The organism is Bacillus sp. BML-BC051, from assembly GCF_019656175.1.
Taxonomy (GTDB): Bacteria; Bacillota; Bacilli; order Bacillales; family Bacillaceae_G; genus Bacillus_A; species Bacillus_A mobilis.
Genome location: NZ_BPLI01000009.1, coordinates 50,684 through 73,956, shown reverse-complemented (window position 1 = coordinate 73,956; position 23,273 = coordinate 50,684). Strand labels below are relative to the sequence as shown.

Below are 23,273 nucleotides of genomic sequence, written 5' to 3'. Positions count from 1 at the left end.
TTTTCTACACTCCCTATTAATGCATCATGCGTCGTACTGCATAAATTTCTGGAACACGTTTAATGCGTTCTACTACTTTTTTCAAATGCTGTAAGTTACGAATAGAGATTGACATATTAATTGTCGCCATCTTATTACGGTCACTTCTACCAGAAACTGCCGAAATGTACGTTTTCGTCTCTGTAACAGCTTGTAATACTTCATTTAATAAGCCACGGCGATCGTAACCTGAAATTTCGATATCAACGTTATACTCAATTTCTTTTTCAGGGCTACCTTCCCACTCTACTTCTAATAAACGTTCTATAGCTTCTTCTGTATGAACATTTACACAATCACGGCGGTGAATCGATACACCTCGGCCTTTCGTAATATACCCAACGATATCATCACCTGGAACCGGGTTACAGCATTTTGATAAACGAATTAATAAATTATCCGCACCACTTACTTTAACGCCAGAATCCCATTTTCGAATTTTCATCGGTTTACGAACTTCTTTAACTTCAACAATCTCTTCTTCTTCACGTTGCTTACGGAATTTGTCCGTTAGTCGCGTAACAATTTGCGACGCTGTAATCCCGCTATATCCAACTGCTGCAAACATATCTTCTTCATTTGCAAAATTGAACTTCTCAGCAACACGTTTTAAATTGTCAGGAGCTAGCACTTCTTTCATCTCATACTCTAAGCCACGTACTTCTTTTTCAACAAGTTCACGGCCTTTTTCAATATTTTCATCTCTACGTTGCTTCTTAAAGAATTGACGTATTTTGTTTTTCGCATGAGATGTTTGGGCAAGTTTCACCCAATCTTGACTTGGTCCATACGAATGTTTCGATGTTAAAATTTCAATGATGTCACCAGTTTTTAATTTATAATCAAGTGTCACCATTTTCCCATTTACTTTTGCACCAATTGTTTTATTTCCAATCTCTGAATGCACGCGATACGAAAAGTCAATCGGAACAGATCCAAGTGGCAATTCCATTACATCGCCTTTCGGTGTAAAGACGAATACCATGTCAGAGAATAAATCAATTTTTAATGACTCCATAAACTCTTCTGCATTAGAAGCTTCATTTTGCCATTCTAATATTTGACGGAACCAAGTAAGTTTCTTCTCTAATGTACCTGTTGTTTCTGCTGTTTTTCCTTCTTTATACGCCCAGTGCGCCGCGATCCCGAATTCTGCAATCTCATGCATTTCTTTCGTACGAATTTGCACTTCAAGCGGATCACCTTTCGGCCCAATTACAGTCGTATGAAGAGATTGATATAGATTTGCTTTCGGCATCGCAATATAATCTTTAAAACGACCTGGCATCGGCTTCCAGCACGTATGAATAATTCCAAGCACTGCATAACAATCTTTAATACTATTGACAACGACACGTACAGCTAATAAATCGTAAATTTCATTGAACTGTTTATTTTGCAGTGCCATCTTACGATAAATGCTGTAAATATGCTTTGGTCTTCCAGAAATCTCAGGTTGAATTGAAACCTCTTTTAATTTCTCACGAATACCAGTCATTACTTCGTCTAAATATTCTTCACGCTCTGCACGTTTACGCTTCATTAAATTTACAATACGATAGTATTGCTGAGGATTTAAATAGCGAAGTGACGTATCCTCTAACTCCCATTTAATAGTACTAATTCCGAGTCTATGTGCTAAAGGTGCAAAGATTTCTAACGTTTCATTCGCAATGCGACGCTGCTTCTCTTGAGGCAAATGTTTCAATGTACGCATATTATGAAGACGATCAGCTAGTTTAATTAAAATAACTCGAATATCTTGAGCCATTGCAATAAACATTTTGCGATGGTTTTCTGCTTGTTGTTGCTCATGAGATTTATATTTAATCTTTCCGAGCTTTGTTACACCATCGACAAGCATAGCAATTTCTTTATTAAATTCCCGTTCAATATCTTCTAATGTAATCTCTGTATCTTCCACTACATCATGTAAGAAACCTGCTGATACTGTAGCTGGATCCATGTGTAAATCAACTAAAATACCTGCAACTTGAATTGGATGAATAATATACGGTTCACCCGATTTTCTATATTGTTCGCTATGCGCATCACGTGCATATTCATAGGCACGTGCCACTAGCTCAATATCTTCATCCGCTAAATATTGACTTGCTTTCTCGAGTACCTGTTCAGCTGTTAGTACCTGCTCATTTGCCATCGAATCACCTTTTATTGAAAATTGACTTTATCTTAATTAAGTAGAATAAATTATATTCTATCATTATAACCTAATGATTGTGAATTGTGAAAAGGAAAAGATTTTACTGACATTTCACCTTATTTTTTTTGTGCAATTATACAAAAGTACCCGCTCCTCTCCAAGAGATTCACGGGTACTTTTTATCACCGTAGTTTTACCTATATAGTGATTAGTATTTTTCTAATACTAATACATCGTAACCATCTAACATTTTACGACCATCTAAGTAAGTAAGCTCTACTAAGAATGCAATTCCAGCTACAACTCCGCCAAGTTCTTCAACTAGCTTAATTGTCGCTTCAATTGTTCCACCTGTAGCTAATAGATCATCTGTAATTAATACGCGTTGACCTGGCTTAATTGCATCTTTATGGATTGTTAAAACATCTTTACCATATTCTTTACCGTAGTCAACTGTAATTACTTCACGTGGTAATTTCCCTAATTTACGAACTGGTGCAAAACCTACTTCTAATGCATAAGAAACTGGGCAACCAATAATAAAGCCACGTGCTTCTGGCCCCACTACAACGTCAATGTCTCTTTTCTTTGCATACTCAACGATCGCATCTGTTGCTGCTTTGTATGCTTTACCGTCGTTCATTAACGGTGTAATGTCTTTAAATACAATACCTTCTTTTGGATAATCCGGTACAATTGCGATATGTTGCTTGAAATCCATATTTCTGAATCCTCCTCAGATCTAAAAGGTTTGTAAATACAAATCCTTTACCCTAACTGTTCTACTTCTTTATGATTACGAATCGTTTCAAACCATGTATATAGTTGCTGATATGTGCTATAAACCAATTCTTTTTCTAATTGTAAGTGGTTCATTTTCTCACGATATGTGTTCGATTCAATTAAATCACGCTTTTGTTTTTTGTCTGCCATAAAAATGACGCCATCTTTTATTGTAACAAATTCTAACTCAAAAAACACCTGTGTCATGAAATTTACTGTATCTTTTGACCAACCTTTATGTTGACAAAGTTGTGCTCCGTATTGTCTTAAAGAAAATGGTGCTTTTTGGCTCAAGAACGAATAGTACCATTTAAAGTGTTCTCTCGTTGGAACAGTACTAAATAAATGATTATTCTCTTGATAAAATAGCGTATAAATTCGCGATGGGAACCCAACTTTAAATAAATCTCGTAATTCATCTGTTCCTTTTGGTAAATCAAGTAACACGATGTATTGATCATCCAATTGGGTTACTTCTGATGCATGCATAATATGCTCTTTATAGTCTTCTAAAGAAAATTTATTCAATACCTCTTCAGAAAAATACACCATCGTAATTTTTTCTTTCGGAAGTTCTGCTACATTCGCTTCTACGTTACGCATACTACGCCAATCAAATAATTGCCACGCTTCTACAGCAATATCTTGTACCATTAATTGCGGCTTCTTAAAATTATTCCATTCATTGATAGATGCTTCTCCTATTACAGATACCTTTGCAACTGGAGAAATTTCTTTCGCATACGCACCAAAACCAAATCCGATTGTATCCAGTGTCGCTTGTCCATCGCGAAGAGCCATTTTCAAATGAGAACCATCTGATCCGATTGCACGAATACTTTCTAGCTCTGCGTCCTTCACTGCAATACGCGGTTTTGGATTTCCAACACCAAATGGCGCTAACTTTTGCATATCTTCAATTGCTGCAAGCGTTACATCTTCCACTTTACAAAAAACATCAACAGCTGTAATTGGAATAAAATCTTCTTCTGTTAAAATTACCTCTGCTTGTTCATTTAAGCGGCGGCGCAATTCAGCTACATCATTCATATGTAGCGTCATTCCCGCTGCCATCGGATGTCCTCCGAAGTGTGGCAATAACTCTCTACAATCTGACAAGTTTGCAAATAAATCAAATCCTGCAATACTACGTGCTGAACCTTTTGCTGTTTCTTTTACAGGATCAATGCATAATACAATCGTTGGACGATAAAAACGTTCAACTAATTTAGATGCGACAATTCCAATTACACCTGGATTCCAGCCTTCTTTTGCCAGTACTAGTACTTTATTGTCTTCTGGTGGGAAATTATTTTCCACTTCAGCGATAGCTTCTTCTGTAATTTGCTTTACAATATCTTTTCGCAGTTTGTTCAGCTCATCAATTTCTTCAGCTAGCTCTTTCGCTTCTTCTGGATCATCTGATAATAAAAGATGTACAGCCGGCGTAGCATCTTCTAAACGTCCAACTGCATTAATACGCGGTGCGAGGGAGAAGCCAATACTCTCTTCTGTAATTTCACTTTGCGAAACGTTAGCAACTTTGAATAGCGCCTTTAGTCCGATATTTTTCGTCATGCGCATATGTTTTAAACCGCGCTTCACTAGCAATCTATTCTCACCATGAAGTGACACTAAATCGGCTACTGTACCAATTACTGCAATTTCTAATAAATGTTCTGGTACACGGCCTAGTAGTGCATGTGCAACTTTAAACGCAACACCTACACCAGCTAAATAGTGGAACGGATACACACCGCCATCTAATTTCGGATGAATAATCGCAAGTGCTTCTGGCAATTCTGGTGGTGGCTCATGGTGATCTGTAATAATAAGATCTATTCCAAGCTCCTTCGCTACCTTCGCTTCATGTACTGCTGCGATACCAGTATCGACAGTAATAATTAGTGAGAATCCTGCGCTATGTGCCCAACGAAATGCTTCTTCGTTTGGTCCATATCCTTCTGTAAAACGGTTTGGAATGTAAAATTCTACGTCTGCACCTAATTCTTGCAAGGCAAGATATAACACAGTCGTACTACTTACTCCATCCGCATCGTAGTCACCAAATATTAATATTTGCTCTCCATTTTGAATCGCCTTATTTACACGTTCTACCGTTCTATCCATTCCTTCTAATAAAAATGGATCATGAAATTCTTGATTTTCTGTATTTAAAAAATCTAAAATCTTATCTTCTGTATCTAGTCCTCTACCGAGGAATAACGAAACGACAAGTGGTGATAATTGTAATTTACTTGCTAATTCACTCACTCGCTCATTATTATATTCTTTTTCTTTCCAACGCGTCTTCGGTTGTAACACGAAATCACCCCTTAACCTGTTCATTATACAAGACAGATTAAGGGGTGACAATATAATGCAAACTACGACGCAATATCTATATACTGAAATGTTAATAATGTTTAATTTGGAGAATACGGATTTATATGTACAAACACATTTTGTACGTTATCTTGTTTCATAAGCGTTTCTTTCACATGCTTTCCAATGCGGTGCCCTTCTTCTACAGTAATGTATGGATCTACAGAAACTTTAATATCAACAATAACGTAATGACCATGCTCCCTTGCATATAAAGAGCCAATTTTTTTCACACCGTCTATTTGAAGTACAGCCTCTCTAAGCGGCACAACATCTTCTTCATGAAGAACATGATCAAGCGTTGCATGAATTGCTTCGGCCCCAATACTCCACGCCATCTTTGCAACAAGAAGTGAAACAAATAATCCTGCAATTGGATCGGCATATACAAGCCAGTCTAATCCGAACTTACCACCAATAATCGCTGCACAAATACCAATTAAAGCTGCAATTGAAGAAAACACATCCGAACGGTGCTCATATGCATTTGCAATAATTGCATCACTATTTACTCTCTTCCCTAATCGGAATTTATATTGAAACATTCCTTCTTTCACGACAATCGAAAGAACAACAGCAAAAATCGTAATTCCTTTCGGTGGTTCTAGTTCTTGCGAAAAAGCTTTTATAGACGAAATTGCTATCTCGATTCCTACAATAAATAATAATACCGCAACAATAATTGCTGAAATCGATTCCGCTTTACCATGACCATACGGATGATCTTCATCAGGCGGTTGCTTTGCTGCTCGCAATCCAAACAGTACAGCGAGCGAACCAATTACATCTGATGCAGAATGCACGGCATCCGCTAATAGTGCTTTACTGTTCCCAATATAACCAATTACCGCCTTTACAATCGCTAATATAATATTACCAACGATCCCGACAATAGCACCAAACTCGGCCTGTTTAAAACGTTCATCTTTTTCCATAATTAAAATCCCTTCTTTTCTTAACCTATCTTTTTATTGTAGCAAAAACAGCGATAACACCACCACTTTCTTCCATCTTCCTTCTGTTAAAAAGTTGCTATCTTATTGTATCCACAAACGAAAAAAGAGATGCCTCATAAAGAGACATCATCTTTTTTATACTTGCGGTTCAGATTCTACTTTCTCAACCTTTTTCTTGTTTTTGCCCTTTTTCAAACGACGGTTTTCAAGCATTAACCAAATTTGAGAAGCAACGAAAACAGAAGAGTACGTACCTACAACTAATCCAACAAGTAATGCAAACGAGAAGTTACGTAGTGACTCACTACCGAAGATAAGTAACGCAATTACTGGGAATAGCACTGTTAATACGGTGTTAATCGAACGACCAAGTGTTTGGCGAATACTTGCATTTACGATTTCTTCTAAGTCTTTTATATCGCGAACTCGTTTTTTCTGTTTGTATAATTCACGGTTTCTATCAAATGTAACAATTGAGTCATTAATAGAATAACCGATGATTGTTAACACTGCAGCGATAAACGTTAAGTCTACCTCTAATTGGAAAATACTAAATATAACAACCATAACGAATGCGTCATGTAATAATGCAAGTACTGCAGATAATGCGTACGTAAATCTGAATCGAATACTTACGTATAAAATGATAACCGCAGAAGCGATTAATACTGCGATAAATGCATTTCGTGCGATTTCTTTACCGATTGTCGGTGAAACTGTACTTACGTTTGGATCTGTACCATATTTATCGTGGAAGAATGTTTTTGTTTTCGCAATTTCATCTTTTGATAGAACACCTAATGTACGAACTGCGAATCCTTTATTGTCATCCCCAGTCGGTACAATATTTTCTTCCTTCACGTCAATTTTCAATTCTTTAAAGTCTTTATGAACATCAGACACAGTAAGTGCTTGTTTTGATTGCAAGTCGATACGTGTACCACTCGCAAAATCAATACCAAGATTCAATTTGAAAATTGGTAGTATAATTGCACCTGCAATTACAACTACAATCGAGAAAACAAGGAATTTATGACCGATATTTACAAAGTTAATACGATCAAATCTTGTCGGTGGATGTACTACACCTTTTGTTAATGGAATAATATCCTTTTGTTTCACACCAAAGTATGCTGGTTTTTTATCGAAGTAACGGCTCTTTACAAGTAAACTTAGTAAGAAACGAGTACCAAATACGTTCGTAACGAAACCAACTAAAATACTTACGATTAAACTTGTTGCGAATCCTTTTACAGAGCTATTACCATAAACGAATAACACGCCAGCTGCTGCAAGTGTTGTAATGTTCGCATCTAGAATTGTTGCTAATGAACGATGGTTACCAGCACGAAATGCTGACATCATTGACTTACCAATTTTCAGCTCTTCTTTCAGTCTCTCGTACGTAATAATATTCGCATCAACTGCGATACCTACCCCGAGCACTAACGCCGCAATACCTGGCAACGTAAGAACTGCATGCATCCAGTTAAAGACAAGTAATGTAACGAAAATATATAAGCCTAACATAATAACCGCTACAATTCCTGGTAAACGGTAGAATACAAGCATAAATAAGAAAATAAGAGCGATCCCAATCGCACTAGCGAAAATTGTTTGTTCTAACGCTTGTTGACCAAATTTCGCTCCAACAGATGTTGAATACATTTCTTTTAAATCAACAGGAAGTGCACCTGCATTTAATAAAGATGAAAGCTGCTTCGCACTTTCAACTGTGAAGTTTCCACCTACAATAGATACTTCAGCTTGATTAAACACTTGGCTTACTGTTGCTGCTGATAAGAACTTCGGATTCGGCTTTGCAGATTCTGCTTTATACGAATCTTTTCCTTCTTCAAAGTCTAGCCAGATTACCATTAAATTCGTTGGTGGTGGCATTTTTGAAATTTTTTCAGTTACTTCACGGAATTTTTCAGCGCTCTTTAGTGTAAGACCTACGCTCGCACGACCTTGCTCATCAAATGTTTGCTTCGCTCCGCCGCCTTTTAAATCCGTTCCGTCCATAAGAAGGTTATCATCTACATCACGGAATGTTAATTTCGCTTGCGTTGATAACATTTCACGTGCTTTTTGCTGGTCTTGTACACCAGCTAGCTGTACACGAATTCGATCTTGCCCCTCGATTTGAATGTTCGGCTCACTTACACCAAGAACATTGACACGATTTTCCAGAGCACCTACTGTACTTACAAGTACGTCTCGATCGATTTTATCACCTTTTTTGGCTGGTTTTACTTCATACAGAATTTCAAAACCACCGCGAAGGTCTAGTCCTAGACTAATTCCTTTTGCTATGTCTTTTCCTGCCGCACCAATTACTCCACCGATTAATAAAACGATGAGGAAAAAGGCGGCAATTCTCGTACCACGCTTTGCCATATGTACCCTCTTTCTGCTACTAACACTTTAAATAAATCTCTTACGATTCACTTTTACACGTGTGCATACGCCTAGTTAGTAGACTTCCTTTCTATAATTTTGCTAGTTCATCACTAGCTGTGTCGGTAAGTTTTTCACAATACCTACACTTTCATTATTTATTTTTTCTCTTCACTACCCCCTTTATATATAATCTTAGACATAATCATTTCCTCATTATCAATACCTATCATTATACTGCAAAAGGAAGAACAAACCAATTGCAGTCGGTTATTTATTTTCATATTCATCAAATGACCAAAGTGGCGCTTGATATGCTTCAACAGTTAAATAAGTCATATATTCATTAGCACTTACTCTTAATACGTCATTAACTAATTCATACAATCTAACATCACTGTCTATCTTCTTCCACTTTTTCACTTTAAGAAACTTCCAAATGTCATCATCTGTTACTCGGTCATAACCGAACATGTGGAACTCTTCTACTTTGCTTTCTAAAACGACTTGTAACTGTCCGCGGTATGATTCTACCAAAGCCTCTTTTTCTAACATACATAACATCTCCTTCTTATTTCAGCACGAAAAGTCGCTTTTAATCCCGCTCTAATGGACAGCAATAACTACTTTCAAGAGCACAATCATACTTCACTCTCTCAAATGCTTGTCATTCTTGTCTCGTACGTGCATATAAATTATTGTAAATCATTCCACTGATTTTGAGAAGGTAGGAGAAGACCATGACGAGACAAAGCTTTTTAAAAGGCGCATTTATTTTAATGATTGCCGGCTTTATTACCAAAATCCTTGGATTTATTAACCGGATTGTAATGGCACGTATTTTAGGAGAAGAAGGCGTTGGCCTTTATATGATGGCCGTTCCTACATTCATTCTAGCAATTACATTAACACAAATCGGCCTTCCTGTCGCAATCGCAAAATTTGTAGCAGAAGCAGAAGCTGTGAATGATAAACAAAGAGTTAAAAAAATATTAACAGTATCATTAGCAGTTACATCCGTTATTAGTATCATTTTAACAATTGGAATTATGCTCCTCACACCTATTTTAGCAAAAACATTATTAACTGATGAAAGAACGTACTATCCATTAATGGCCATTTTACCTGTCGTTCCTGTTATTGCCGTTTCTTCTGTTTTACGCGGCTATTTCCAAGGGAAACAAAACATGAAACCTAGTGCTTACGCCCAAGTTATAGAACAAGTTGTCCGCATTACAATTATCGCTATATGCATTCAGTTATTTTTACCTTACGGTGTAGAATATGCTGCAGCTGGCGCTATGTTATCAGCCGTTCTCGGCGAAGTTGCATCGTTATTATTTTTACTCACTTTATTTCAGCGCGAAAAACATTTATCTATACGCTCTGGATTTTTCACTACTGTAAAGGAAAGCAAAGGGACATTTTATTCTCTTATGGATATCGCTCTTCCGACTACAGGAAGTCGTTTAATCGGTTCCGTTTCATATTTCTTTGAGCCTATCGTCGTTATGCAAAGCTTAGCGATTGCCGGCGTTGCTGCCTCTGTCGCAACCCAGCAATACGGTATATTAAACGGTTATGCCTTCCCGCTATTATCACTGCCAGCCTTTATTACATACGCTCTTTCTACAGCACTCGTTCCATCTATTAGTGAAGCGATGGCCAAAAGACAGCATAAATTAGTGGAACACCGCCTACAACAAGCTCTTCGCATTGCATTAATTACTGGTGGGTGGTCAGTTGTTATATTATACGTGTTTGCTTCTCCTGTTTTAACTCTTATGTATGGATCAGATAGTGCAACAGCATTCATCCAGCTTCTTGCACCTTGCTTTTTATTTCATTACTTTCAAAGTCCACTTACCTCTGTTTTACAAGCTTTAAACTTAGCACGGGCTGCGATGATGAATACATTTATTGGCGCAATCGTGAAATTAATTGTTATTTTTGTACTAGCTTCAAGGCCAGATTTTCAGATGATGGGGGTTGCACTCGCTATCGCTGCAAATATAGTAACGGTAACATTCCTTCATTACGCTACTGTTTTAAAGAAAATTACATTTACCATTTATGCAAAGGACTATATTTTCGGTGGACTTGCTATCGGCATCGCAGGCGCTTTCGGTTTTTACCTTCATAAATATATGATTTTCTCTCATTCACTCGGCGTACAAACATTATGGGAAATCACTTTAACAACAATCGTTTATATTATCCTCCTCTTCACTTTCAAACTCATTCGAAAAGAAGAGTTAAGTCGACTTCCAATCATTCGAAAACTTTCATTTTTGAAGTAAACGGGCTTACTATTTCATATAGTAAGCCTCTAGTTTTCTTTCAAATCAACAAAAAATTGTCCATTTTGAAAGCTGCAGTATAAAATTTGTTTGATATCGTTATAACCTAAGTTTTTTAATTTGCCAATGAGCCATTCGTCTGTATGTTCAATCATTTGTAAATGATTCGATTGAATTTCTCCATCAATAATAAGAGGAAGAGTAAACTGCAATACATCCTGTTTACCTTTTTGTTTTTGAAAGACAGATAACTTCCCAGATGGTTCTAAAATAGCGTATTCTACATCCCGTACATCTCCGACTCCCTGCTCCCTTAACTGCATCATTAAATCATCTATATTATAACGTTGCTTTCTCATCTTCTTTTCATCAATCTTTCCCGCATTTACAAGAATAGCCGGCTCACCTTCTATTAAATGCCGAAATCGTTGAAACTTTAATGAAATGACTGACAAAATGATTTGTATGCACATAAGAAAAGTCATCGGAACTAATTGGTGCCAAAGTGATTTATCGGTATTTTCAATTGCGACTACAGCCATTTCACCAAGCATAATGAATACGACTAAATCTAATACACTTAGCTCTCCAATTTCACGTTTACCCATAAGACGAAAAATAATTAATATGATGATATACAAAAGCATCGTCCGGCCAATGATTGATACCCATTCCATTTCTACATCTCCTTTTTTACATATAGACTCCCCTATAAAAAATAAACTAGTCTAACTTCAGCAAAAAGAAAATATGCTTGTATTAAAAAGGGGGAATGTATAAATGGATGGAACGAAAAAATTATCAACTGCAATCGGCTTTGGTATCATTACCTTATTAATTCTGGCAACAATTATTAGCATGGTTATGGCTCTTTTATTAAAGTTTACAGATATGAATGAAGGCACATTAGCCGTTACTATTTTCATACTTGCTCTTTTATCTATGCTTATATCCGGATTTACTGCCGGCAAAAAGGCACAAGGGAAAGGTTGGCTAGTAGGTTTCACAACAGGTCTTACATTCGCTATACTTGTTTTTCTAGTTAACTATTTAGGCTTCTCTCAAACTTTATCGAACTCACAGTTACTTTATCAATTAGCATTAATGGGGGCGAGTACACTCGGTGGTATTTTCGGGGTAAATATGTCAAAACAAAATAACTAAAAAAAGCCCTGCACATTTCATGCAGGGCCTTCCTCATTAGTTTTTCACAACTTCACGAATCGCATTGCGATCGAAAGTTAAGTGTGAACCACCAGATTTAATAACGATTTTCGTATCATCTACTGATTCGATTGTACCGTGCAAACCACCGATTGTTACGATAGCATCACCTTTTGATAACTCACTTTGCATTTGAGCAACTGCTTTTTGACGCTTTTGTTGCGGGCGAATTAATAAGAAATAGAAAATCGCAAACATCGCAACGATCATAACGATATTCATCATACCTGGATTCATCTTTTTTTCCTCCTTTTAAATTATGTATTAGAAGTTTTTAGCATTCGGTTTATTAAAGCCATACTGTTCAAAGAATTCTTCGCGGAAATCGCCAAGACGGTCTTCACGAATAGCTTGTCTCACCTGCTCCATTAAGTTTAACAGAAAATGAAGGTTGTGATAAGACGTTAAACGAATTCCGAACGTTTCATCACATTTCATTAAGTGACGAATGTACGCACGAGAGTAATTTTTACATGTATAGCAATCGCAATTTGGATCAAGCGGACCAAAGTCTCTTGCGAATTTCGCATTTTTTACAACTAGACGGCCTTCACTTGTCATACATGTACCATTTCGAGCGATACGAGTTGGAAGTACACAATCAAACATATCAATACCACGAATTGCACCGTCGATTAATGAGTCAGGAGAACCTACTCCCATTAAGTAACGTGGCTTATTATCTGGAAGAAGTGGTGTTGTAAACTCAAGTACACGGTTCATAATATCTTTTGGTTCTCCAACAGATAAACCACCTACAGCGTAACCAGGGAAGTCCATTGAAACAAGGTCTTTTGCACTTTGACGACGAAGCTCTTCGAACTCTCCGCCTTGTACGATACCGAATAAGCCTTGATCTTGTGGACGTTCATGCGCTTTTAAACAACGTTCTGCCCAGCGGCTTGTACGCTCTACAGACTTCTTCATATATTCAAAAGTAGCTGGGAATGGTGGACACTCATCAAATGCCATCATAATATCTGATCCTAATGCATTTTGAATTTCCATCGCTTTTTCTGGTGATAAGAATAATTTATCTCCATTTAAGTGATTACGGAAGTGAACGCCTTCCTCTTCAATACGACGGAAGTCACTTAAACTGAATACTTGGAAACCACCAGAATCCGTTAAGATTGCACGATCCCAGTTCATAAATTTATGCAAACCACCTGCTTCACGAATAATTTCGTGACCTGGGCGTAGCCATAAGTGATACGTATTACTTAAAATAATGCCAGAATCCATTGCTTTTAATTCTTCTGGTGACATTGTCTTAACTGTTGCAAGTGTACCAACTGGCATGAATGTTGGTGTATCAAATGAACCGTGCGGCGTATGTACGCGTCCTAAACGGGCACCTGTTTGTTTACAAGTTTTAATAAATTCATAACGAATTGCTGTCATAATTTACTCCTTTTATTTGTTTCCCATTTTAGCGTGAGATGCAACGAACATTGCATCACCAAAACTAAAGAAACGATATTTTTCTTTTACTGCTTCATTATAAGCATGAAGTACATTATCTCTGTTCGCAAATGCACTTACAAGCATAATTAATGTTGATTTCGGTAAATGGAAGTTTGTAATTAAACCATCAATTGCTTTAAATTCATAACCTGGATACATAAAAATGTCTGTCCAGCCCGAAGCAGCACAAAGCTTGCCATCATGATCTGTCGCAATTGTTTCTAGCGTACGAGTTGAAGTCGTACCTACCGTAATAATACGTCCACCACTCTCTTTCACACGATTTAATAATGCCGCTGTCTCTTCAGACATATGGTAATATTCTGCGTGCATATGGTGTTCTTCAATCGTATCGGCAGAAACTGGTCTAAATGTTCCAAGCCCTACGTGAAGTGTAATGAAAGCTAACCCGACGCCTTTTTGTTTTAACTTCTCCAGTAACTCTTCTGTAAAATGAAGTCCTGCAGTTGGCGCTGCTGCTGAGCCGATCTCTTTCGCATATACTGTTTGATAGCGATCGCGATCTTCTAGCGTCTCTTTAATATATGGAGGAAGTGGCATTTCCCCAAGTTCATCTAAAATTTCATAGAAGATGCCGTCATAGGAAAATTCAAGCTGACGTCCACCTTGATCTGCAGTTCCTGTACAAGTTGCTTTTAATTTCCCTTCGCCAAAAGAGATAACAGTTCCTTCTTTTACACGTTTCGCTGGCTTAACAAGCGTTTCCCACGTATCGCCTTCTTCTTGTTTTAAAAGAAGTACTTCAATGTGTGCGCCTGTATCTTCTTTCACACCGTGCAAACGAGCAGGCATAACTTTCGTTTCATTTAAAACTAAGCAATCCCCCTCATGTAAGTAAGAAAGAATGTCCGTAAAATGTTTATGCTCAATATCGCCTGTTTCACGGTCTAACACCATTAATCTTGATGTTTCACGATCTTCTAACGGGACTTGTGCAATAAGTTCTTCTGGTAAATGAAAATCAAACAGATTTATATCCATAACTATATCCACCTATTTCTTATTTGAATCGATTTATTATATACATAATAAAAGATAATACAATACTTAACACAATACATGTAATGATAGGAAAATAAAAGGTAACGTTTCCTTTTTTCACAAAAATATCGCCTGGAAGTCTTCCAATGAACTTCCAAGCTAATCCGACAACAATGAGTAAGATACCTGCTGTAATAAGCAATTTTGGCATCTCCGTCATACTTTTGGCATCTCCATTCCGAAATGCTCATATGCAAGCGGCGTTACAATTCGGCCCCTTGGTGTTCGTTGTAAAAAGCCAATTTGTAATAAATATGGCTCATATACATCTTCAATCGTATGAGATTCTTCTCCGATCGTTGCCGAAACCGTTTCTAACCCGACTGGGCCACCGCGGAATTTCTCAATAATACCAAGCAATAATTTATGATCGATATGATCTAGACCTAATTTATCTACTTGCAGTAGTTCTAACGCCATTTGTGTAATTTCCATTGTAACTGTTCCGTTACCACGAACTTGTGCAAAATCTCGTACACGTCGTAATAAACGATTCGCAATACGAGGTGTACCACGAGCACGTCTTGCAATTTCTAGTGCAGCTAACGAATCAATTTCAACTTCAAACACTTCTGCTGTACGTTCTACAATCTCAGACAACTGATCTACTGTATAGTACTCTAATCTTGAAAGTACACCGAAACGGTCACGAAGCGGCGCTGATAATGCCCCCGCACGCGTCGTCGCTCCAACTAATGTAAATGGCGGTAAATCTAAACGTACAGACCGAGCTGATGGCCCTTTCCCAATTACAATATCAAGGCAAAAATCTTCCATCGCAGGATATAGCACTTCTTCAATCGATCTATGCAAGCGATGAATTTCATCAATAAATAATACATCCCCTGGCTGAAGCGCTGTTAATACAGCTGCTAAATCTCCTGGTCTTTCAATTGCTGGGCCTGAAGTTGTTCTAACATTAACGCCCATTTCATTTGCTATAATATTTGCAAGCGTCGTTTTACCAAGTCCTGGTGGTCCATATAGAAGCACATGATCTAACGTTTCTTCACGCATTTTCGCTGCTTCAATAAACACCTCTAAATTATGTTTCGCTTTATCTTGGCCAATATACTGACGGAGCGTCTGTGGCCGTAATGAATATTCTAAATCCGAATCTTCATATGCAGATTCCCCTGAAAGGAGACGTTCGTCCATTATACTCACCTCTTACCATTTAGTAAAAGACTAAGTGCCTTTTTAATATACTGATCCGTCGTTAATGATTCTTTTAATAACTCTGGTACAACGCGAGAAACTTCTCGTTCTGCGTATCCAAGTGCGCGCAGGGCTTCCAGCGCCTCATCAAGCTCAACTGATGAACCTTTCTTCTCATCAAAACGTTCTGTATCTGAGAATAAATCAACAAATGCATCTGGCACGACATCAGCTAGTTTTCCTTTTAAATCTAAAATCATTTGGCGCGCTGTTTTCTTTCCGACGCCCGGGAATTTCACTAAAAACTTCTCGTCTTCATGTTCAATTGCTTGAACGACCTGTCCTGTTTGACCAGAAGCTAAAATTGCAAGAGCGCCTTTTGGTCCAATGCCAGATACACCTAACAACTTTGTAAATAATAAACGCTCTTCACGTGTTTTAAACCCGTAAAGTGCCATAATATCTTCTCTCACATAATGATATGTAAAGACACGGATTTCTTGCTTACTTCTTTGAAATACATACGGATTCGGTGTAAAAATTTGATACCCAATTCCATTATGGTCAATTACGACATATTCCGGTCCTACATAGTCCACGTAACCTGTAACATATTCAAACAAAATACGATCTCTCCCTCTTAAATCATGTATTCCATTTTAACATATTTAATGATAGAAAAGCGAGACTACCCCAACAAATGTTCTCTATTAGAAACTTCTGTTATTTTCCATTGACAGAAAGCGCGAAGCACCTTAATATACAGAAGTCGATAATGATTATCAATATTAATTAAAGGGGTTACATCAGGATGAAACAGAAGTTATTTATTTTATTTACTATTATGCTAGTGGTTCTTTCTATCGTTGGCTGCTCTTCTCAAAAAGAAGAAGCAAAAACGAAAGAACAACCGAAAACAAAAGTTGTAAAACATGCTAAAGGGGAAGCTACAATTCCAGTAAATCCAAAGAGAATTGTTGATTTATCTGGATCAACAGAAGAATTATTACTTCTTGGACACAAACCTGTTGGTACAGCAAATACATATAAAGATAAAATACAAAATCATTTAACAGAGAAATTAGATGGCGTAAAAGCAGTAGGTTGGTACTGGGCACCTAAAGTTGATTTAGAAGCTGTTACTGCTTTAAAACCAGATTTAATTATTTTAAATAATCGTCAATTGAAGATTTATGACCAATTAGAAAAGGTTGCACCGACAGTTGTTTTAGAAACAAACTTAGAAGACTGGCGCGGTAAGTTTAAAGAAGTAGGTAAACTATTTGACGAAGAAAAGAAAGCAGACAAATGGATTGCAGACTACGATAAAAAAGCAGACTCTTTATCTAAAAAAATTAAAGAAAAAACAAAAGATGAGAACTTTATGTTCGTCGCAGTTACACCACAAAACTTCCGTGTATACGGTAGCTTCGGATACGGTGACATCATCTTTAACGACTTAAAACTTCCAGCAACAAAAGGTACAGATTTAAAACAAACGATGGCACAAGTATCGCTAGAAGGTCTTGTTGCATTCCAACCTGATCAAATGTTCATTGTAAACTTTGGCGGCGAAGCTGATAAAGTTTACGAAGACTACAAAAACAGTGCCGTTTGGAAAGACAACAAAGCAGTTAAAAATAATCACGTATACGAAGTATCGAATGAAGTCTTCAATACGAAAGCATTCAATCCAATCGGAAAAGACATGCTAATTGATGAAATCGCAAAACAAATTTTGGCGAAAAATAAATAAGAAAAAAAGCAGCTCACCATGAGCTGCTTTTTTTCTTGTTTTGCACTGCGTATTGCTTCATTTTTTCAATCGTCTTCACAAAACCTTCTTTTGATTTAATCCGAATACCACGCTTCAATTTCGCACGCTCATAACTCTCCAGCTTTTTCATATCAATTTGAAAGAAGGAATGAATCGCATTATCACTTTTCGGTACACCTTTGAAAATTTGTAATATCCCTTCCTCTGACACACCAAAATAACCGCTCGTCTTTAATAACGGAGAAATATCATCAACTTTCTTTTGTAATACGATCTGTACATCATCACGATCAACGAGCTGCCATTCTTTATACTGCTGTAAAAACTTTTCTAAATCCGCCACTTTTTCTGTAAAGATTTCCTCACTTACTTCTCCATCAACATACATTCGCTCTAATAAAATTGTAACTTCAGGCTCTTTTTCTGTTACTTCTGGTACTGGCCCTTCCGCCCTCGCACTCGTTTCATAAGCTAAGCAAAACATCATAACGAAAGCTTGCATCGCAATCAGTATCCATCTCATTTCCGTTCACCTCTTTTAGGCAAGATCAAACTTTCATTAGTAGTTTTTCCGGAAATGGAGGTTTTATCCCTAATTCATAGATTACTCTCATTAAGACTTATAGAGTGCAATGATTTCTACCTATTTCGAAACGTATTGATTACGTGAAAACTTTTTTATACCTTTATTTGATTGTACCGTTGCTATATAAACCCCAATTAATACGATTATCATCCCAACTATTTGTTGCCACGTAACAGCTGCTCCATACAATATAACTGATATACCAGTAGCCACAATAGGAGTTAGATTTAAATACATACTAGCTTTGCTTGCACCTAGTTCTTCTACCCCTTTATTAAACACGATATATCCAACTAACGTCCCGCATACGACCATATACAACATTTCTATCCATCCCTGTAAAGAAAACGTTGCAACCTTTCCCCACCCATCTTCATATAGAGAAAGGCCTGCTAAAAACACAGTACCCAATACCGTCATACTCATTGTTGTTAACAAAGGGGAGACACCACTCATAACTTTTTTTCCTGTTAAGCTATATAAAACCCCACAGGTTAAAGCAGCTATAAATAAAAGATCTCCCTTATTAAATGACAAAGACATAAGTATACGCATTGAACCACCCGTAATAACCACTATTACACCGACAAGGGAAAAAATTAAACTTATTCCGACTTTTATACTCCAAGACTCTTTAAAAAACAATATTGCTCCCAATGTTACAAAAACGGGCATTGTAGCAATAATAAGCGATCCATTCAGAGTGGAAGTATAGTTAAGTCCCATGAAGAAAAAAACATTGTAGCCAAAAATACCTGTTAACGATACAAATAACAGCCCTTTCCAATTCTTTAATAACAAACTCGTATTCCACTCAGACTTCATAAACACGATGCCTATTAAAATACAACCTGCTAAACCAAAACGAATTGTTGCCGCAGTAATCGGTGGAATTTCAGTAATAACATGCTCTGCTGTTGCAAAAGATCCACCCCAAAATAACGGAACAAGCAACATAATGATATACATACGATTTATTCTGTTCATTTTTATTCCCCCTTTCACGTAAACAGGTTTAAAAGTTTAAACTTGTTTACGTGTTAGTTAAAAAAAATTAATAATTTGATTCTATTGCTTGAAGTAAATCCTTCACCTGTTTTAAAAATTCCCCGGCTATTATAGAATAAAAAATTTCTTTTCCATTTCGATCCGCTACAATTAGTTCTGCCTGTCTTAAAATTTTCAAATGATGCGAAACAGCCGGTCTAGAAATCCCCATTTTATCTGTTATTTGCGTTACATTCATCTGTTTATTTTCTAATAACAGCATAATAATTTGCTGACGATTCTCATCTCCCAACGCCTGAAATATAGGGGTTACGACCTGAAATTTCTCTAATACAACTTCTGTATTTCTACATTCAAAGTTCTCCATATCCTATTCATCCCAACCTTTTATATCTAAAAAACATGTAATATATTACCGTTAAATAGTAACTCTTTCATATACACTTGTAAATAACTTTATTTTCCGACTTTTATTCCAATAAAAAAGGGAAGCTTGGATTTCTCCATTCTTCCCATTACATTCATATAAAATGAAAGACGCCTGCAAAGCAGGCGTCTTGATGCGTTTACGGCGAGAGACCAGGCGACCACATTCGCGTGTTTAGCACTTAAGCATATCTCTCGTCTTACGTAAATTAGCTCATCGCTTTGCTAATATAACATTAATAGCGTATAAGTGCAACATGTTTATAAAAATATTTTATTTCCTCTTTCATCCAAATGAATTGAATGTAAATTATAAATTGATAAATGTAATATATATGTTACAATTGATGTAACAGCGAAATTATAATAAACAGGAGATAGATATTATGAAAAAAATTAAGGATGAACGTCTTATTCTGCAAACATTAAAAAACGTACGCATCGCTTTTCTTTTTCAATCACTCGGTATAATTGGCATTTTAGGCTATATCGGATTAACTGAAGGAATGGATCAAATTACAAAATCTCCATTATGGCTATTATTTATACTTACGAGTATTGTGCTTTCTTATTTACAGTTAAGCGTTTCTATCGATGTAGAAGAAAGCGAAAAGGAAATAAAATTAACTCCTTATTACAAAATTGTTTTACGTTCTCTTATTGTAGGAATCGTTATGGCTATTATTTATATTATTTTCAGTCCAGAAAGACCTCTCTTTGAAGCTATTTTAACAGGTGGTATTCTCTTCATATGCTTTTTAGGTTCTTATTCCGTTAGTTATTTTATAAAAAAACGTCGTTTACAAGACGACGATGAATAAAGAGGAAGGGCTAGCCCTTCCTCTTTTGTTTTGTTATCGCATAGTACCTGTTAAACCGTAACGAATGTCTCGGAACATATTTGTTATGTCACGATTGAAATCGTTTGTAACTGTACCGTTACGCAGTCGTGTACTCATTGCATCGACACGAGTAAACATGTCATTTCTTACAGAAACATATACGTTTCTGTTTCCAACTTCATTTGCAACAGCTTGACGAACTTCATTTGCAAGCGCTGTTTCATTCGATACTGGATTACGTGGTTTCACTGCAATCGCTACATCGTTTCCATATACAACTGTAGACACACGGTCTACGTTATTCATACGTTTCACACGATTTGTTATTCTTTCTGCTGTTTTACCATCATTGTTAATGTATGAATTGTTCATTGTAATATTACGTGTTGGATGTGGATTAGCAATTTGACCGTTGTAATTTACATCGCGGTAATAATTGTTATATCCTGTATCGTTACGACCATTTCTATATGTTACATAATCTGTATAACGATCATTACGCGTTACATTATCACGATACTGGTGTGTATCATTATAAGATGTACGCTCGTAATTGTAGTTACGTCCATCCATTGCATTGTTATCTTTTGGTGTACCACATGCAGCTAATGCACTGGTAACTAACAAAGAAGCAGCAATCACTTTTACTTTCGTATTCAATACAAAAACCCCCTCTGTTAGAATAAGCTTCTCTTCCGAAAAGCTCCCTCTTATGATGAGTAACAGAGAAGGTTTTTACACTGTTAATATTTCACTGGGAATTTTCTAACATCTGGTGTAAATCTTCCTGTTTCAGAACGGCTCTACATACAAAAAAGGTGGGAATAATCCCACCTTTTTTAAACTTCTTCTTCATCCTCTTCTTCTAAAACTGGCTCCCCAAATACATTTGGTGGATCTGGTTGATAATACATCGTTCCTGGCTGTGGTGCATATGCCGATTGAGTTGGTTGATAATATAAAGGGTTCGCGTATTGTGGTCCTCCAGGTTGCGGACTATATAGCCTACTCTCACCTCCGCACCCACAATCTTCCTCTCCTTGCACGAGCGGTGGCATATTATTATCCATTGGCATCATATTTGGATTTGGCATAGACGTATATTGCGGTCCAAACGGTGCTCCTTGCTGATACGGCATCTGATATGGATTTGGTGGTTGATAATACGGATTCGGCGGCATCATAGGCTGTTGGTATGGTATTTGATATGGCATCATATTCGGTGGTTGATTATTATCCATGATTGGCATCATATTTGGCATTTGATTATTATCCATTATCGGCATCATATTTGGCATTTGATTATTATCCATTATCGGCATCATGTTTGGCATTTGATTGTTATCCATTATCGGCATCATATTTGGCATTTGGTTGTTATCCATTATCGGCATCATGTTTGGTATTGGGTTATTATCCATAATTGGCATGATGTTTGGTGGTTGATTGTTATCCATAATTGGCATGATATTTGGTGGTTGATTGTTATCCATGATTGGCATAATATTCGGTGGTTGATTGTTATCCATGATTGGCATCATATTCGGTGGTTGGATATTGTCCATGATTGGCATGATGTTTGGTATTTGAATATTTGGCGGTATAACTTGTGGAATCACTACATTTTCTTTCGATACATTTGGTGACACAATATTTCCTACATTTTCTTTCTTTACTTGTGGTGACACAATATTTCCTACATTCTCTTTCTTTATTTGCGGTGACACGATATTTCCTATATTTTCTTTCTTCACTTGTGGTGACACGATATTTCCTACGTTTTCTTTCTTTATTTCTTTACTTGATATGACATGATATTATCTTTTTTTGTTTGCGGAGAAATGATGTTATTAGGTTTCATTTTAGTAATTTGAGGAGCAATTAACTCGCTTCCTTTTTTAATTACATCTGAAATTTTATATTCTTTTTTTGCTTTTATTGGTGGTTGCGGTGGCTGTGGTAATACATTTACCGAGAACTTTGTGTTTTCTTTTTCTGCTGGTTTTTGTTTTTCTATAACCGGTGGTTTTTGAATAACAGACGGTTTTTCAACTGGTTTTTCAACTGGTTTTTCTATTTGAATTGGCTTTTCTTTTTGCACTTCTTTTTGTGGCTTTACCTGTACCTCTTTTTGCGGTTTCACTTGCATTTCCTTCTGTGGTTTTACCTGTACTTCTTTTTGTGGTTTTACTTGCACTTCTTTTTGTGTTTGTTGCATAGCAGGTTGCTGTGTAATTGGCGCTGATTGATACGTAACGTCTTCCTCATCTTCTATTCCAAGCGGAGTTGGCGTTGATGCAAACTCTTTTTGTTGCACTTCTTTTACGTATTGTTTTGGAGGTGCTGAACCTGCTCCAGCATGTTGTTTTACGTGAACGCTGTTTGATGGTACTTTAATTTTCATACCTGGCATGATTAAATCTGGATTACTAAGTTGTGTATTTGTATTTTTCAACGTATCAAAATCCACTCCGTACTTTTTCGCAATTTTCCAAAGGGTATCCCCTTTTTGCACGATATGAATTTTCAAATTTTCCCCCTCCTGTATAACTTATCTATAAGTAACAAATCTCATGAAGTAACATCTTCTAAATAACGTTAACTTCTTTTCACTTTTAACACTTCTTCTATTTTCAATATAGTTCGAAGTGGAATAAGTATAAAAAAATCGCAATGATTTCTTCACAACAATGTAT

The 23,273-nt window shown here is 36.7% G+C and carries 22 protein-coding genes and 1 pseudogene; 4 read left to right on the top strand and 19 right to left on the bottom strand.

All coding sequences use genetic code 11. From position 1 onward, the window contains the following. Positions 1-16 precede the first annotated feature (16 nt). The 6 genes from relA to K5S59_RS02835 all read right to left on the bottom strand — a co-directional run bounded on the left by relA (position 17) and on the right by K5S59_RS02835 (position 9,282). Entirely contained in the window at positions 17-2,200 is a 2,184-nt protein-coding gene (gene relA, locus K5S59_RS02860; protein WP_001262800.1) for a GTP diphosphokinase, read from the bottom strand. A 211-nt stretch (positions 2,201-2,411) separates the two neighbouring features. Continuing rightward, on the bottom strand, positions 2,412-2,924 hold the full coding sequence (locus K5S59_RS02855; protein WP_000346221.1) for an adenine phosphoribosyltransferase: 513 nt from the start codon (positions 2,922-2,924) through the stop codon (positions 2,412-2,414). Between the two features lie 47 nt (positions 2,925-2,971). After that, positions 2,972-5,311 carry a single-stranded-DNA-specific exonuclease RecJ gene (gene recJ / locus K5S59_RS02850; protein ID WP_120450894.1) on the bottom strand — a complete coding sequence of 780 codons (2,340 nt, stop codon included), beginning with the start codon at positions 5,309-5,311 and terminating at the stop codon, positions 2,972-2,974. Positions 5,312-5,412: 101 nt separating this feature from the next. Further along, positions 5,413-6,306 (bottom strand): cation diffusion facilitator family transporter, encoded by an 894-nt coding sequence (locus K5S59_RS02845; protein WP_000409735.1) that lies wholly within the window; start codon positions 6,304-6,306, stop codon positions 5,413-5,415. A 156-nt stretch (positions 6,307-6,462) separates the two neighbouring features. Then, the gene (gene secDF / locus K5S59_RS02840) at positions 6,463-8,727 is read right to left on the bottom strand and encodes a protein translocase subunit SecDF (protein ID WP_001119078.1); all 2,265 of its coding nucleotides are present in this window, start codon (positions 8,725-8,727) and stop codon (positions 6,463-6,465) included. A gap of 270 nt (positions 8,728-8,997) precedes the next feature. Beyond that, the gene (locus K5S59_RS02835) at positions 8,998-9,282 is read right to left on the bottom strand and encodes a post-transcriptional regulator (protein ID WP_000890213.1); all 285 of its coding nucleotides are present in this window, start codon (positions 9,280-9,282) and stop codon (positions 8,998-9,000) included. A 185-nt stretch (positions 9,283-9,467) separates the two neighbouring features. On the opposite strand from K5S59_RS02835, the gene spoVB reads away from it, so the two are divergent. Further along, positions 9,468-11,027, top strand: coding sequence for a stage V sporulation protein B (gene spoVB, locus K5S59_RS02830; protein WP_000198303.1), 1,560 nt, complete (start codon positions 9,468-9,470; stop codon positions 11,025-11,027). A gap of 29 nt (positions 11,028-11,056) precedes the next feature. On the opposite strand, the gene K5S59_RS02825 is transcribed toward spoVB, so the two are convergent. Continuing rightward, positions 11,057-11,704, bottom strand: coding sequence for a DUF421 domain-containing protein (locus tag K5S59_RS02825; RefSeq protein ID WP_098258092.1), 648 nt, complete (start codon positions 11,702-11,704; stop codon positions 11,057-11,059). 103 nt (positions 11,705-11,807) lie between these two features. On the opposite strand from K5S59_RS02825, the gene K5S59_RS02820 reads away from it, so the two are divergent. Beyond that, on the top strand, positions 11,808-12,191 hold the full coding sequence (locus K5S59_RS02820; protein WP_000349143.1) for a TIGR04086 family membrane protein: 384 nt from the start codon (positions 11,808-11,810) through the stop codon (positions 12,189-12,191). Positions 12,192-12,227: 36 nt separating this feature from the next. On the opposite strand, the gene yajC is transcribed toward K5S59_RS02820, so the two are convergent. Genes yajC through ruvA form a run of 6 tightly spaced genes read right to left on the bottom strand, consistent with a single transcriptional unit; the run spans position 12,228 to position 16,561 of the window. Next, positions 12,228-12,488: a preprotein translocase subunit YajC gene (gene yajC, locus K5S59_RS02815; RefSeq protein WP_001068068.1), complete on the bottom strand. Its 261-nt coding sequence runs from the start codon at positions 12,486-12,488 to the stop codon at positions 12,228-12,230. 27 nt (positions 12,489-12,515) lie between these two features. Beyond that, a complete protein-coding gene (gene tgt / locus K5S59_RS02810; protein WP_000125362.1) occupies positions 12,516-13,655 on the bottom strand; it encodes a tRNA guanosine(34) transglycosylase Tgt in 1,140 nt (379 codons plus the stop codon). A gap of 12 nt (positions 13,656-13,667) precedes the next feature. Then, the gene (queA, locus tag K5S59_RS02805; RefSeq protein WP_000354021.1) at positions 13,668-14,720 is read right to left on the bottom strand and encodes a tRNA preQ1(34) S-adenosylmethionine ribosyltransferase-isomerase QueA; all 1,053 of its coding nucleotides are present in this window, start codon (positions 14,718-14,720) and stop codon (positions 13,668-13,670) included. A gap of 19 nt (positions 14,721-14,739) precedes the next feature. Beyond that, complete coding sequence (locus tag K5S59_RS02800; protein ID WP_000138162.1) at positions 14,740-14,940, bottom strand: DUF2905 domain-containing protein; 201 nt, start codon at positions 14,938-14,940, stop codon at positions 14,740-14,742. Next, positions 14,937-15,938 (bottom strand): Holliday junction branch migration DNA helicase RuvB, encoded by a 1,002-nt coding sequence (ruvB, locus tag K5S59_RS02795; RefSeq protein WP_000344467.1) that lies wholly within the window; start codon positions 15,936-15,938, stop codon positions 14,937-14,939. Before ruvB ends, K5S59_RS02800 begins: the two co-directional genes overlap by 4 nt. A 5-nt stretch (positions 15,939-15,943) precedes the next feature. Beyond that, a complete protein-coding gene (gene ruvA / locus K5S59_RS02790; RefSeq protein ID WP_000464502.1) occupies positions 15,944-16,561 on the bottom strand; it encodes a Holliday junction DNA helicase RuvA in 618 nt (205 codons plus the stop codon). Between the two features lie 188 nt (positions 16,562-16,749). On the opposite strand from ruvA, the gene K5S59_RS02785 reads away from it, so the two are divergent. Next, complete coding sequence (locus K5S59_RS02785; protein ID WP_120450895.1) at positions 16,750-17,694, top strand: iron-hydroxamate ABC transporter substrate-binding protein; 945 nt, start codon at positions 16,750-16,752, stop codon at positions 17,692-17,694. 13 nt (positions 17,695-17,707) lie between these two features. On the opposite strand, the gene K5S59_RS02780 is transcribed toward K5S59_RS02785, so the two are convergent. The 3 genes from K5S59_RS02780 to K5S59_RS02770 all read right to left on the bottom strand — a co-directional run bounded on the left by K5S59_RS02780 (position 17,708) and on the right by K5S59_RS02770 (position 19,676). Continuing rightward, a complete protein-coding gene (locus K5S59_RS02780; protein WP_097844018.1) occupies positions 17,708-18,238 on the bottom strand; it encodes a BofC C-terminal domain-containing protein in 531 nt (176 codons plus the stop codon). Positions 18,239-18,358: 120 nt separating this feature from the next. Beyond that, positions 18,359-19,288 (bottom strand): DMT family transporter, encoded by a 930-nt coding sequence (locus K5S59_RS02775; protein ID WP_001079926.1) that lies wholly within the window; start codon positions 19,286-19,288, stop codon positions 18,359-18,361. A gap of 67 nt (positions 19,289-19,355) precedes the next feature. Beyond that, positions 19,356-19,676: an ArsR/SmtB family transcription factor gene (locus K5S59_RS02770; RefSeq protein WP_000426921.1), complete on the bottom strand. Its 321-nt coding sequence runs from the start codon at positions 19,674-19,676 to the stop codon at positions 19,356-19,358. 445 nt (positions 19,677-20,121) lie between these two features. Here K5S59_RS02770 and K5S59_RS02765 point away from each other — a divergent pair, with 445 nt between their 5' ends. Beyond that, on the top strand, positions 20,122-20,556 hold the full coding sequence (locus K5S59_RS02765) for a hypothetical protein (protein WP_000721247.1): 435 nt from the start codon (positions 20,122-20,124) through the stop codon (positions 20,554-20,556). Positions 20,557-20,589: 33 nt separating this feature from the next. Here the strand turns inward: K5S59_RS02765 and K5S59_RS02760 are convergent, their stop codons facing one another. The 3 genes and pseudogenes from K5S59_RS02760 to safA form a co-directional block, all read right to left on the bottom strand. After that, positions 20,590-21,237, bottom strand: coding sequence for a YhcN/YlaJ family sporulation lipoprotein (locus K5S59_RS02760; RefSeq protein WP_001093531.1), 648 nt, complete (start codon positions 21,235-21,237; stop codon positions 20,590-20,592). A 179-nt stretch (positions 21,238-21,416) separates the two neighbouring features. Continuing rightward, on the bottom strand, positions 21,417-22,343 hold the full coding sequence (locus K5S59_RS30640) for a hypothetical protein (RefSeq protein WP_483298342.1): 927 nt from the start codon (positions 22,341-22,343) through the stop codon (positions 21,417-21,419). Positions 22,344-22,950: 607 nt separating this feature from the next. Further along, positions 22,951-23,107, bottom strand: a pseudogene (safA, locus tag K5S59_RS30635) (SafA/ExsA family spore coat assembly protein); the annotation flags it as partial. Positions 23,108-23,273 lie beyond the last annotated feature (166 nt).

Coding starts and splice junctions, on each gene's coding strand:
- K5S59_RS02775 (WP_001079926.1), bottom strand. CDS start 19,288: ATGAACAGAATAAATCGTATGTATATCATTATGTTGCTTGTTCCGTTA.
- K5S59_RS02835 (WP_000890213.1), bottom strand. CDS start 9,282: ATGTTAGAAAAAGAGGCTTTGGTAGAATCATACCGCGGACAGTTACAA.
- tgt (WP_000125362.1), bottom strand. CDS start 13,655: ATGACAGCAATTCGTTATGAATTTATTAAAACTTGTAAACAAACAGGT.
- K5S59_RS02825 (WP_098258092.1), bottom strand. CDS start 11,704: ATGGAATGGGTATCAATCATTGGCCGGACGATGCTTTTGTATATCATC.
- K5S59_RS02770 (WP_000426921.1), bottom strand. CDS start 19,676: ATGGAGAACTTTGAATGTAGAAATACAGAAGTTGTATTAGAGAAATTT.
- queA (WP_000354021.1), bottom strand. CDS start 14,720: ATGGATATAAATCTGTTTGATTTTCATTTACCAGAAGAACTTATTGCA.
- secDF (WP_001119078.1), bottom strand. CDS start 8,727: ATGGCAAAGCGTGGTACGAGAATTGCCGCCTTTTTCCTCATCGTTTTA.
- K5S59_RS02820 (WP_000349143.1), top strand. CDS start 11,808: ATGGATGGAACGAAAAAATTATCAACTGCAATCGGCTTTGGTATCATT.
- spoVB (WP_000198303.1), top strand. CDS start 9,468: ATGACGAGACAAAGCTTTTTAAAAGGCGCATTTATTTTAATGATTGCC.
- ruvB (WP_000344467.1), bottom strand. CDS start 15,938: ATGGACGAACGTCTCCTTTCAGGGGAATCTGCATATGAAGATTCGGAT.
- K5S59_RS02780 (WP_097844018.1), bottom strand. CDS start 18,238: ATGAGATGGATACTGATTGCGATGCAAGCTTTCGTTATGATGTTTTGC.
- K5S59_RS02855 (WP_000346221.1), bottom strand. CDS start 2,924: ATGGATTTCAAGCAACATATCGCAATTGTACCGGATTATCCAAAAGAA.
- K5S59_RS02800 (WP_000138162.1), bottom strand. CDS start 14,940: ATGACGGAGATGCCAAAATTGCTTATTACAGCAGGTATCTTACTCATT.
- yajC (WP_001068068.1), bottom strand. CDS start 12,488: ATGAATCCAGGTATGATGAATATCGTTATGATCGTTGCGATGTTTGCG.
- K5S59_RS02845 (WP_000409735.1), bottom strand. CDS start 6,306: ATGGAAAAAGATGAACGTTTTAAACAGGCCGAGTTTGGTGCTATTGTC.
- relA (WP_001262800.1), bottom strand. CDS start 2,200: ATGGCAAATGAGCAGGTACTAACAGCTGAACAGGTACTCGAGAAAGCA.
- K5S59_RS02785 (WP_120450895.1), top strand. CDS start 16,750: ATGAAACAGAAGTTATTTATTTTATTTACTATTATGCTAGTGGTTCTT.
- K5S59_RS02765 (WP_000721247.1), top strand. CDS start 20,122: ATGAAAAAAATTAAGGATGAACGTCTTATTCTGCAAACATTAAAAAAC.